The organism is Micromonospora sp. DT48, from assembly GCF_049844495.1.
Taxonomy (GTDB): Bacteria; Actinomycetota; Actinomycetes; order Mycobacteriales; family Micromonosporaceae; genus Micromonospora.
Window position 1 is genome coordinate 161097 of the sequence record NZ_JBNCLE010000009.1, and the last position, 12145, is coordinate 173241.

Sequence of the window (12145 nt, forward strand, 5' to 3'; positions counted from 1 at the left end):
GGGGTGACCGACCTCGCGTCGGTCACCAGAGGCCACCGTACGGCGACACATGGCGTGAATCGGGGCATAAGTGAATGAGTAAGCCATTCGGCTTCACATCTACCCTCGGGTTACGTCGCGGGATCCCGGCCGCCCGACTCAACCGCCGACGTGGATACCCGGACGGCGGGCCGGGTCGGGCTCGGACTTGCGCAGGATCTCCCGCACCACCGGCGGCGTGTCCCCCTGACCGAGGATGAGATAGCGCAGCAGATGCGCGATCGGGTTCCCCTCCGACCACTCGAAATGAGCGTGCGGGCGCACCCCGGTGGCGTCCCGCAGTGCCAGCAGGATCGCCGCGATGGCGTTGGGCACCGCCGGACTGCTGGCCCGCAGCACCCGGTAACCGCCCACCTCAACGCCGCAGACCCGCAACACGTGACGGAACCCGGAGGGATCCACCACGTCGATCTCCAGGAAGAGCACATCGGTCGCCCCGGGGACCGGATTCAGCCCTCGCTGCGCCCGCTCCTTGATCGTGTACTCCTTGACCGCCCCGCGGCGCCGCTTGTTGGCGATCACGTGCAGTCGACCGTCGTGGGCCACCGAATCGGCGATGAACCGCCGCGCCGTCTCGTCGAACTCGACCCGCTCCGCCCGCAGCTCCGTGGTCCGGGTCACCCGGGACACCAGCGACACGGCGATGATGCCGAGGATGAACAACCCGGAGATGGCGATCCCGTCCGGCTTCGCGATCACGTGCTCCACCAGCGCGTACAGCAGCACCAGGGTGAGCAGGGTGAAGCCGGCGGCGACCAGCCGCTGCCGGCGTCCGGCGGCGGCGATGGCCACCGCGACCGCCGCCGACACCAGCATCGCCAGGATCCCGGTGGCGTACGCGCCCGCCTGCGCGTCGACGTCCGCGCGGAACACGACTGTCAACAGGACGCAGACCAGCGTGTAGACGATCACCACCGGGCGCACGGCGCGCGCCCACTCCGGCGCCATCCCGTACGAGGGCAGGTAACGCGGCACGATGTTGATCAGCCCGGCCATCGCCGAGGCGCCGGCGAACCAGAGGATCAGCACGCTGCTCACGTCGTAGACGGTGCCGAACCCCTCACCCAGCTGCTCGTGCGCCAGGTACGCCAGCGCTCGCCCGTTGGCAGCGCCGCCCGAGGCGTTCGCCTCGGGCGGGATGAGCACCGCGGTGACGAAGGTGGTGGAGAGCAGGTACACCGACATGATCAACGCGGCGGTGGTGAGCAGCCGCCGGGTATTGCGGATCCGGGCGGCCAACCGGGCCGGTGCGTCACGTCCCTCCCCCGCCACCAGCGGCATCATGCTCACCCCGGTCTCGAACCCGGACAGACCCAGCACCAGCAGCGGAAACGCCAGCGCTGCGGTCAGCGCGACCTGGCCCGGACCGCCGCCCGCGGTCAACGTCGCGGTCCAGTCGGCCAACGGGCGGGGGTCACCGGCGAGTTCGGCGAACGACACCCCGACGACCACCGCGTTCAGTCCGAGGAACACGACCACCAGCGGGACGGCCACCGCCACCGCCTCCCGGAAGCCGAGCAGGAAGACCGCGCCGAGGATCAGCAGCAGGACCACGGTCACCCCGACCGCGACGCCGGTCCCGCCGAACGACTCCGGCAGGTACGGGTTCTGCAACACGTGCACGGTGGCGTCGGCCGAGGAGAGGGTGATCGTGACGATCCACGACGTGGCGACGAAACCGAGCAACACCAGTACGAACAACTTGCCGCGCCAGAACGGCAGCAGCCGCTCCAGCATCGCCACCGAGCCCTGGCCGTGCGGGCTGTCCCGGGCCACCCGGCGGTACATCGGCAACATCCCGAACAGGGTCAGCGCCACGATCAGCAAGGTCGCCACCGGAGACAGCGCACCGGCGGCCAGGACGGCGATACCGGGCAGGTAGGACAGGGTGGAGAAGTAGTCGACGCCGGTCAGACACATCACCCGCCACCAGGGGTACGACCGGCTCTGCCCCTCGGCCGTCTCCGGTCCGACCGGCTGCACCCGGTGCACGAGCAACCACCGACGAAGCCGGCTCTCCGATGCCTCCGGGCCGGTCGGCACGGCCACCCGCTCCGGGACGGTGACCGCCCGTCCGGCCCGTTCCCCCTTGCGCCGGGGATCCCGCGCGGCCCGCAGCCCCGGCTCCGGTGCTCCGGTCGCCGGGCGACGGCGGTCCCGGCCTCGTCGCGCTGTCGTACCGTCCCCCATTGCCCCCGCCTCACCGTTGTCGACGACCCGTGGTGGCTCGGTCGGGCCACCGTCCGCGACGGTCGGTACCCGACCGCGTCGCTCGGTCAGCCGGTCCGCTCCCCGTCGGCCCCGGTCGGTGGGGCCAGCGCTCGGGCCAGTTCGGCCGGCTCGGCAACGGTGACCGTCATCCCGGGATGACGCGGCCAACCGCCGGGTAGCAGGGCGGGCACCGGGCGCACGAACCGGACGCAGAGCCCGGCGGCGGTGGTGGTGCCGAAGGTGACGCCCGTGTCGGAGCCGGACAGGTGCGCTCCGATCACCCGCCACCAGCGGTACGGACCACCGGTCTCGGTACCCGCGACGTTCTTCCGCTCGGTACGCAACCGCCACGGCCCGAACCGGACCAGCAGATGGTCCGCGTCGATGCGTACCCAGGCGGTGTCCGGCCGGACCCCGATCAAGGCCAGTGGCCCGCGGAAACGCGACTCGAAGCGGAACTCGAATACCCGGGCGGTCATCTCCGGGCTCCCCGACCGGCGCGGTCTGACGGGCGCGCGGGGCGGGGTGGGGTGGCGGGGCGCGGTCGCGGCCGGGCGGCGGGACGGCGCCGGGACACAGCGGTCATGGGCGCGGCGTACCCCGCAGGGGCCGGCCGACACCCCCCGGGCCGGCCGACCCCTGCTTCCCCCGTGTTCCCCCGCTCCCCCGTGTTCCCCCGTGTTCCCCCCGTCAGTCCCCCGCGTTCCCCGTCGGTCCCCCGTGCTTCCCCGTGGCCTGCCGCCCGGTCCGGGCCGATGTCCCCGCGCCCCGCCGGCGGGCCGGGCGCGGGGACCCCCCGTCCCGGTTACTGCAAGAACGCCCCGAGGGGCGACAGCAGCAACCGACCGAGCGCGGCGGCCGTGTCATCGAGCCGCCTGCGCTCGCGCTCGTGCTGGTGCGGGTCGTGCCGGCACTGCCAGATCCGCTGCGCGTTGCGCCAGGCGACATCGCGCGTGTACTGGATCAGCTCGCCCTGGTACCAGTCGTCGATCTGACCGTTGAGCATGTCGATGAGCAGTTGCCACTGCTCCAGGTAGCCCCGACGCAGGCCGGGGATCTTGTCAGCGAAGATCTTGTTGATCTCCAGGTAGTCGCGATGCTGGTCGCTGCCGTCGACCGGCTCGGACTCCAGGTGGTCGAAGGTGGTGACCAACGCGAACGGAAGGTCGAAGTTGATGTGCGCGTTGACGCCGGCCGCCGCCGAGGGCAGCGGACGGGCGTCCGGTCCGCGCATCCGCTCGAAGAGGCAGGCCCAGGCCCGGGGCGTACTCGGGCTGGCGTCGCTCCACATCCGCAACGCGTCGAAGTAGCGGGCCGCGAACTCGACGTCCAGCCGGGACAGGAAGACCGGGTCGACGAACCGGTCGGAGTAGAGCCCGTCCAGCACGCTGGTGGTGATCGTCAGGTACAGCTTGTTGAAGTCGGCCAACGGGCAGCTGTCGAACAGCGGAGGCAGCCGGACCAGCATGTCCTGGAGCTTCGTCAGGTGGTCGACGACGGCGGGCACGTCAGTCGGGTGATCGGCCAGCAGGTCGACGATGTCCCGGTGCACCGGCCCCCAGACCGGCTCGCCACACCCACTCATGCCGACGCCCCGCCGCGCCGAGTACCGATCTGGCGCGTCACAATGCCGAACCTGGTGATCCGCTCGTGGCGCTCGCGCATGTCCCCTCCAAGCTGCTCGCCGACGTCGTCGTGCCCTGCGACGTCGGACCCAGCCTGTCAGGCGCCCGCTGCGCGGACATCAGTAGAACGACGTATCCGACACCTACGCGCGACTACGCAGGAAGATGGCGCTGGCCTGGACCCGGGTACGTACCTGGAGCTTGTCGAAGATGTGCGACACGTGGACGCCGATGGTCCGCTCGCTGATGAACAACCGCTGGCCGATCTCCTTGTTGGTCAACCCCTCGGCCACCGCGGCCAGCACCTCACGCTCGCGGGCGGTCAGGGTGGCGAGTTCCTCACCGCCCGCCCCGTCCGGCTCGGGCGCGCCGATCACCCCGCGCTCCTCCAACGTCACCCGGGCCCGCCCGGCGAGCGTACGGATCTCGTCGGTCAACGGCACCGCGCCCAGCGACTGCGCCATCTGGTACGCCTCGCGCAGCAGCTTGCCTGCGGTCGCCGCCTTACGCCGGCTGGCCAGCAACGCCTCGGCCTGACGCAGCCGCGCGTACGCCGCCGGATACGGGTGATTACGGTGGTCCCACTCCGCCGCCGCCCGCGCCCACAGCTCCGGATCCGCCCCGTCGAGCCGGCTCACCTCGGCGGCGCACAACGCCAGATATCCGTCGACCACGTAACGCACCGGCCGGGCCGCCCGCTCGCTACGCGCCGCCACCCGGTCGGCGATGTCACGCAGCCGGCGTACCGCGTTGTCGTCGACGGCGACGGTACGGCTGGCGTGCGCCTCGGCCTCGGCGCGCAGCCCGTGCCAGACCAGCACCGCGAGGATGACCAGGTCGTCCGAGCGGGTCTCGGTCAGCCCCCGCTGCACGGCGTGCCGGGCCACGTCATGGCGTCCCTGCCACATCGCCAACCCCGCTCGCAGGGTGAGCAGCGGAATGACGTGCCGGGCACCACCGCCGGCCAGGATCGTCGCCACCGCGTCCAGGTCCCGGTCGGCCGCCTCGACGTCGCCGTAGCCGACCGACAGGCGGCAGCGGGCCAGCAGCAACTCGACGGCGTCCGCGCCGGAGGGACGGTGCCGTAGCGCCGAGGCGACCACCTTCTCCGCCTCGGCCCACTGTCCGACCCGGAACAGCCCGTTGGTGGCGATGGCCAGCAGGCGGGTCTCGTAGGAACGCCCCAACCCCAGCTCGGCGACCCGTTCGGCACCCCGGCGGGCCACCACCACCCCCTCCTCGAGGATGTTCAACGGCCCGGTCAGCAGCTCGGCCAGATGCAGGTAGGCCAACGCGACGTCCTCCGGGCGACCGGCCCGCTCGGCGGTGGCCAGCGCCCGCCGCAGCACCGCCAGACCCGCCTCCGGATCCTGACGGTACGCCTCGGAGAAGCCCAGCGCGGCACTGGCCAGCACCACCTCGGTGGTCGCACCGTCCACCTGCTCGGCCAGGGCCAGCGCCTCGCGCGCCCGCTCGCCCGCCTCGGCGTACCGGCCCAGTTGCAGCAGCAGCTCCGCCAACCGGGCGGCGGCGGTGGCCCGCTGCCCGGGAGTGCAGTCGGCGACGGCGAGCGCCTGCTCGTACTCCACCTCCGCCAACGCGGAACGACCGGCGGCGGCCAGATAACGGGCCCGCCGGATGTGCAGCTCGCAGGCCGGGATGTCGGTGTCGGCGCCGGCCAGTTCCTCCAGCAGCGCCAGCGCGCGAGCGTACTCACCACAGTGGTGGGCCGCCTCGGCCGCCCGCCCGAGCAACGCCGCCCGGTCGACACCAGGCAGTCCCTCGGCCGACTGCACCGCCACCGACCAGTGTCGATGCGCCTCGGCGTAGCCGTACAGCCGCTCCGCCTCCTCGGCGGCGGCCACCGCGGCCGGCAACGCCCGCTCCGGCTCACCGGCCAGTCGCCAGTGATGGGCCAAGCGGGCCTGGTGCAACTCCGCCGGCGCGGCGGTCAACGCCTCGGCGTAGCGGCGGTGCAGAGCCGCCCGCTCGGCGGGCAGCAGCTCGTCCTCCAGCACCTCGGCGACGAGCCGGTGCCGGAGCCGATAGCCGTCGTCGGAGCCGACCAGCAGCCGGTGCGACACCGCCGCCCGGACCGCGTCGAGCAGCTCGTGCTCCGGAAGCCCGACCACCTGGGCGAGCAGCCAGTGCTCGACCGGTTCGACACCGGCGGCGACCGCGTGGACGACCCGGTGGGCCGGTCGGGGCAGCGCGTCCACCCGGGCCAGGAAGACCTCGCGGAGGGTGTCGGAGAGCCCGTCACGACCGTCGCGCAGCTCCCGGCAGAGTTCCTCGATGACGAACGGGTTGCCGCCGCTGCGCTGCCACAACCGCTCGGCCGCCTCGGCCGCCAACGGCCGGCGCAGCACGGCGGCGGCCAACTCCTCGGTGCCGGCCCGGTCCAATGGGGCCAGATCCAGCACCCGCACCGAGCGCAGCCGGCGCAGCTCGGTGAGCACCCGGCGCAACGGATGCGCGCCCTGCAACGACTCCGACCGCACCGCGGACAGCACCGACAGTTGCAGGTCACCGAGGCCGGCGAGCAGATAGAGCAGAAGTTGGCGGGTGGTCCGGTCGACCCATTGCAGGTCGTCCAGGACCAGCACCAGCGGACGGCCGCCGGCGATCACGTTCAGCCCACGGGACACCCGCTCCAGCAACGCGCCCGCGCCGTCCGGGCCGGCCCGGTCCTCGGCGAACACTCCGAGCAGCGCGCGCACGGACGCGGCGGCCGGCGGGGCGAGGTCGGCGTCGAGGCGGCGCAGCGCCTGTCGCAGCGGGTGCAACGGCGACGCGTCGCCGATGTCCAGACAGGACCCGGTGAGCACCAGCGCCCCCGCGTCGGCCAACCGGGCACCGACCTCGCGCAGCAGCCGGGTCTTGCCCACGCCGCTCTCGCCGGTCAGGAACACCGCCGCCGTATGCCCGGGCGTCACGTCGTCGAGCAACGCCGAGCGTACCGTCGCCACCAGGTCGTCCCGACCGACGAGCCGTGCGGTGTCCACGTCGCTGGCCATGGCTCGCAGCCTAGTCACAGGGTCCGTCCCCGTTCTACAGGTGCCTCGGCTCTGTCCTCCTCATCGCGTCGACATTGCGACCAAAGGTTGCGTCCGGCCGACATACGTCGTTCTGCCGATCCGCCGTCGGACCAGCGGTGACAGGCTCCGGGGCATCGTCGGCACGCACGGGGGGAGAGGCAGGTCAGATCTCGATGCCCAGTTCTGTTGTCGCAGGTCCGATAGCCGTCAGGCGGACCCGTTGGCCCGTGTCGGAGGAGCGGCGGATCGTCACGGTCCTCTTCGTCGACATCGTCGGTTCGACCCGATTGGTCGACCGGCTCGACCCGGAGGACGTCCGCGCCCTGCAACGGGCCTACTTCTGCACCGTGGCCTCGGTGTTGCGACGGTGGAACGGTGCGGTGGAGAAGTACGTCGGCGACGCCGTGATGGCGTTGTTCGGCGCGCGCCGCGCTGACGGGTGGGACGCGTACCGGGCGGTGCGCGCCGGGCTGGAGATCCAGCAGGCGCTGGACCGCCATCCGACGGGCCTGTCGTCACGGCTGCGGGTCCGGGTCGGCGTCGCCACCGGCGAGGCGGTGGTCGACCTCTCGGTCGGCCACGACGGCGGGCATGGGGTGGCCAGCGGCGCGGTCATCACCCTGGCGGCCCGGCTCCAGGAGCACGCCCCGCCCGGCGGGGTGGCGCTCTGCCCGGCCACGCACCAGGCGGTCGCCGGGCTGATCGCGCAGCGTCGGGTGCCGTCGGTGACGCTGTCCGGCAAGGCACTGCCGGTCGACGTGTGGCACGCCACCGGTGTGGAGCGCCCCCGGCCGCCACGGCACGACGGCCCGCTGATCGGTCGCCGACGGGAGCTGGCCGTCGCCCGGGAGCACCTCGCCGAAGCGGTACGCGGGCGCGGCGCCCGTCGGGTGCTGCTGCTCGGAGCACCCGGCAGTGGACGCAGCCGGCTGCTGCGGGAACTGGTCCGCAGCACCCGCACGGTGGACGGGGTTCCGGTGCGGTGGTATCCGACGGCCTGCCCGCCCTACCCGGACGGGCCGCTGGGGCCCGCCGCCGACCTGGTCCGCGCGCTGGCCCGCGCCCGCGCCGACGACGACCCCGAGACGGTACGTCGCCGACTCGCGGCCACGTTGACGCACGTGGTGCCCACCGGTCTGCTCGCGGTCGCCCTGGACACGGTGGGTGACCTGCTCGGGGCGGCCATCGATCCGGTCCGGCGGGTGGACCGCCCCGGCGCGAGCGAAGATCGGCTGGACCCGCCCCGGTCGCCGGCAGACGCCCAGGCTCGCGCCCTGGCCTACTGGCGGCAGGTGCTGCTGAGCATGGCGCGACGGCAGCCGGTGGTGGTCGCCGTCGACGACCTCGACCGTGCCGCACCGGCGCTGCGCCGCCACCTGACCACGCTGGTCGACCTGGCCGACGAGCACGACCTGCCCCTGGTGCTCGTCGCGACCGGCACCGAGGAGCTGAACGTGCCCGGTCGAGGCGTGGCCCGGCTGCGCCTGCCACCGCTGGACACCATCACCACCGGTCGGCTCCTGCGCCGACTGCTGCGTCGGGCCGGTCAGCCGACCGGATTGGCGGCCCGGCTGATCCCCGTGACCGGTGGCAACCCGGCACGCGCGGTGGCTTACGTACGCGCGCTGGCCGGAGCCGACCCCGCGCAGCTGCCCGTACCGGATTCGGTCCGGCGCATCGTCGAAGCCCGGCTGGACCGTCTCGACGGCGGTGCGCGGGCCGTCCTGATGGCCGCCGCGCTCGCGCCGGGACGCACCGTGACGGAGTTGGCCGACGTGCTCGACTGGCCGCCCGCCTGGGCGGCGGCGGAGGTGACCTCCCTGACCGACGACGGCCTGCTGGCCCCGCTGCCGACCGGCGGTTACGACGTGCCCGATCCGGTCGTGCGACAGGTCGCCTGCGCCCGCCTGCCCCGCGCGCTACGCGCCGCCTACGGTCGGCGGGACGACGACGGCACCGCGACGGCGGAGGCGTCACCGGGACGGATGGCCCCGGCACGGCGTGCCTGCGCTGGGTTGTCCCGATCAGCAGCCGGGTCAGCGGGCGTGGAACGTCGGGACCCGGTTCCGGACCACCGGATCGGCCGGTGGCGGCGGCGTCCGGAAGGCGGGTCGTCGACGCCGTGGCGGGCGGGCCGGTCGCGGTTGGGCGGGCCGAAGGCTGGCCGGACGGGCGGTGCCGGGTCTCGGGTCAGTGTCCCCGGCTGGCCGCCGGTGGGCGGTCCCGCTCCCCCGGTGCGGGTACGCCGTCGGGCGTGGGCACCGGGCGCAGCGTCCGGCTCTGGCCACGGAACTCCGCGACCACCTCCCCGTCCTCCCGGCTCACGGTGACGTCGTAGATGCCGCTGCGGCCGTAGCGGGTGCGCTCGCTGGCCCGCGCGACCAGCGTGTCCCCCGGTCGGGCCGGACGGACGAAGGTGATGTCGGCCGCGGCGGCGACGGTGGCCGGGCCGTGGCTGTTGCAGGCCAGCGCGAAGGCGGTGTCGGCCAGTAGGAAGACGAACCCGCCGTGCGCGATGTGGTGGCCGTTGACCATGCTGTCGGTGATCCGCATCCGGGCCACCGCACTGCCCTCGGCCGCGCTGACCAACTCGATGCCGAGGCGGTTGGAGGCGACGTCGGCGTCGAACATCTCGTGCGCGGCGGTGCGCTGGGGATCCACGTGCTTGCAGTCCGTTCCGGCCGGGCGCACCTGGCCCGGCCAGGGACATCATGACACCGGCGGTCGGCGACCGGTCGGGTAGGCCCACCCGGGGCGTGGGCGTCGGTCGAGGGCGATCGGGTCGGACCGGTCAACCGGTCCGACCCGAGCCGATCATCGCTTCGCCATCCTCTCGTAGTTGCAAATAATTGGCAACAAGCCTGGACAAGGAATCCGAGCAGTAACTAGCGTTTAGTTCATGAGTCCTTACATCAGCAATGTCGCCGCCTGGCAGGAGAGTTGGGACCGCCAGCAGGAGGCGTACCTGCCCGACCGCGAGCACCGGTTCGCCGCCATGCTCGACGCGGTCGACGCCGTACGCGGTGACACCCCGCCCCGACTGCTCGACCTGGCGGGCGGCACCGGCACCATCTCCCTGCGCGCCCTGCACCGCTTCCCCGACGCCGAGGTGACCCTGGTCGACCTCGATCCGGCGTTGCTCGCCCTCGCCGCCGCCTCCCTCGGTGACCGGGCCACCATCGTCACCGCCGACCTCAGTCGACCCGACTGGGCCGAGGCCCTGCCACACCGGGGCTACGACGCCGTACTCACCGCCACCGCGTTGCACTGGCTGCCCGCCGACCGGCTGTCCGCCCTCTACCCGGAGCTGCGCGACCTGCTCCGGCCCGGTGGGCTGTTCGTCAACGCCGACCACATGCCCGACGACGGCCTGCCCGAGTTGACCAAGCGGCTGCTCGCCCGCGCCGAGGAGCACCGCAGCGCCCGTCACGCCGCCGGTGCCGTGCTGTCCTGGTCGCAGTGGTGGCACCAGGCAGAGCAGGACCCGACGCTCGCCCCGTTGGTGCGGCAACGCCACGCCATCTACCCGACCGGGCACAGTCCGGAGTGGACGCCACCGGTCTCCTGGCACCTCACCGCGCTCCGAGACGCCGGCTTCACCGAGGTCGGCACCCTCTGGCGCGGTGCCGCCGACGCCGCGGTGGCCGCCCTCCGCTGACACCCGTCCCCGGCCGGGGCGGCGGGCGTGGAAACGGGGTGGGGGTTAGGGCGCGGGATGAGCTGGTCTACACCCACCACCACTGGGACCACGTCCGGGGTGCCTGCGCGAGGAGGTACGCCGCACCCCTCGGCTGCTGCGCCATGTCGGCGGCCGACACGCGCCGGACTCGACCGTCGTGGTGGCCCGTCCGGTCCGGGTACCCGGCCCCGCTACGCGTCGGAGCCCGCCCGCACCGACGCCCCCGCGCCGACGGCGGCGGGCGGACGGGCGGCGGGGACCAGCAGCAACGTCGGCAGCAGGAGCAGCGGTACGACCAACAGCGCCCGCAGGGTGCCCACGTGGTCGCCGAGCAGGCCGAGCAGGGGCGGCCCGGCCAGGAACGCGGTGTAGCCGATCACCGCGACCACGCTGACCCGTACGTGTGCGTGCTCCTCCTCGTCGGCGGCGGCGCTCATCCCCACCGGGAAGCCGAGCGAGGCGCCGATCCCCCACAGCGCGACGCCGACCACCGCGACCGGACCGGACCCGGCGAGCACCGCCAGACCGGCGCCGACGACGGCGAGCAGGATGGTCGCGGTCAGCACCGGCCCACGTCCCCAACGGTCCAGTGCCACGGTGCCGACGGTGCGACCCAGCGTCATGCCCACCACGAAGACGCCGAAGACGGCCGCCCCCGCCGCCTCGCTGAAGTCGTAGCCGTCGATGAAGGCCACCGCGAGCCAGTCGTTGGCGCTGCCCTCGGCGAACGCCGCCGCCAACACCAGCAGACCGATGAGCAGGGTTCGGGGCTCCCGCCACGCGGCCAGCAACCGACGGCGTCGACCGGCCGGGGTGGCGCCGTCCGCCTCCGGCTCGACCGGCAGGAAGGCGCGCGCACCGAGCAGGGTGCCGCCGAGTACCAGCGCGGCCAGCACACCGAGGTGCACGGCGACCGGAACGCCCAGCCGGGCCGCTCCCGCGCCGATGCCGGCACCGGTGACCGAGCCGAGGCTCCAGGCGGCGTGGAAACGTGGCATCACGGTCCAGCCGAGCCGCCGTTCGACCGCCGCGCCCTCGATGTTCATCGCGACGTCGCAGCTGCCGGAGCCGTAGCCGAGCGCGAACAGGCCCACCGCCACCCCGGGTAGCCACGCGGCGACGCTGGCCGAGACCCCGGCGATGGTCAGTCCGAGCGCGACGAGCAGGGTGGCCAGCACCACCGATCGGGCCGCGCCCAACCGTTGGGTGACCAGGCCCGCGGTGGGCATGGCGACGATCGCGCCGATCGACATCGCGAGCAGGAGCAGGCCGAGACGCCCCGGGGTGAGGCCGAGTCCGTCGCGGATCGCCGGCACCCGGGCGAACCAGGAGGCGACGGCCAGGCCGTTGAGTGCGAACACGACGGCCACACCGTTGCGGGCGGCCAGCACGGCGCGGGACGGGCCGGAGTCGACCGGCGGTGTGACAGGGGTGGTGACGGCGGGGTCCACGTGGGTTCCGGTCCTCTCCTCGGTACTACGACGATCACACACCTGGGATCGCTACCACCACAATCCGCGCCCGGTCCTTACCGCAGGCCGGGGCACGGGGGC

Annotated in this window: 7 protein-coding genes and 1 pseudogene; 2 read left to right on the plus strand and 6 right to left on the minus strand. The window is 73.4% G+C overall.

From position 1 onward, the window contains the following. Positions 1-138: 138 nt before the first annotated feature. The 4 genes from ACLQ2S_RS12830 to ACLQ2S_RS12845 all read right to left on the minus strand — a co-directional run bounded on the left by ACLQ2S_RS12830 (position 139) and on the right by ACLQ2S_RS12845 (position 6892). Positions 139-2229: an amino acid transporter gene (locus ACLQ2S_RS12830; protein ID WP_155220217.1), complete on the minus strand. Its 2091-nt coding sequence runs from the start codon at positions 2227-2229 to the stop codon at positions 139-141. Positions 2230-2315: 86 nt separating this feature from the next. Then, a complete protein-coding gene (locus ACLQ2S_RS12835) occupies positions 2316-2729 on the minus strand; it encodes a hypothetical protein (protein ID WP_425701738.1) in 414 nt (137 codons plus the stop codon). A gap of 326 nt (positions 2730-3055) precedes the next feature. Beyond that, positions 3056-3835 carry a DUF5995 family protein gene (locus ACLQ2S_RS12840; protein ID WP_155220213.1) on the minus strand — a complete coding sequence of 260 codons (780 nt, stop codon included), beginning with the start codon at positions 3833-3835 and terminating at the stop codon, positions 3056-3058. 183 nt (positions 3836-4018) lie between these two features. Beyond that, positions 4019-6892: a helix-turn-helix transcriptional regulator gene (locus tag ACLQ2S_RS12845; RefSeq protein ID WP_425701739.1), complete on the minus strand. Its 2874-nt coding sequence runs from the start codon at positions 6890-6892 to the stop codon at positions 4019-4021. Positions 6893-7086: 194 nt separating this feature from the next. Here ACLQ2S_RS12845 and ACLQ2S_RS12850 point away from each other — a divergent pair. After that, positions 7087-8337, plus strand: a pseudogene (locus tag ACLQ2S_RS12850) (AAA family ATPase); the annotation flags it as partial. Between the two features lie 766 nt (positions 8338-9103). On the opposite strand, the gene paaI reads toward ACLQ2S_RS12850, so the two are convergent. After that, complete coding sequence (gene paaI, locus ACLQ2S_RS12855) at positions 9104-9544, minus strand: hydroxyphenylacetyl-CoA thioesterase PaaI (protein WP_155220383.1); 441 nt, start codon at positions 9542-9544, stop codon at positions 9104-9106. A 268-nt stretch (positions 9545-9812) separates the two neighbouring features. Between paaI and ACLQ2S_RS12860 the strand changes: the two genes are divergently transcribed. Next, positions 9813-10571, plus strand: coding sequence for a class I SAM-dependent methyltransferase (locus ACLQ2S_RS12860; protein WP_155220207.1), 759 nt, complete (start codon positions 9813-9815; stop codon positions 10569-10571). Positions 10572-10783: 212 nt separating this feature from the next. Here the strand turns inward: ACLQ2S_RS12860 and ACLQ2S_RS12865 are convergent, their stop codons facing one another. After that, complete coding sequence (locus ACLQ2S_RS12865) at positions 10784-12043, minus strand: MFS transporter (RefSeq protein WP_425701740.1); 1260 nt, start codon at positions 12041-12043, stop codon at positions 10784-10786. Positions 12044-12145: the final 102 nt, after the last annotated feature.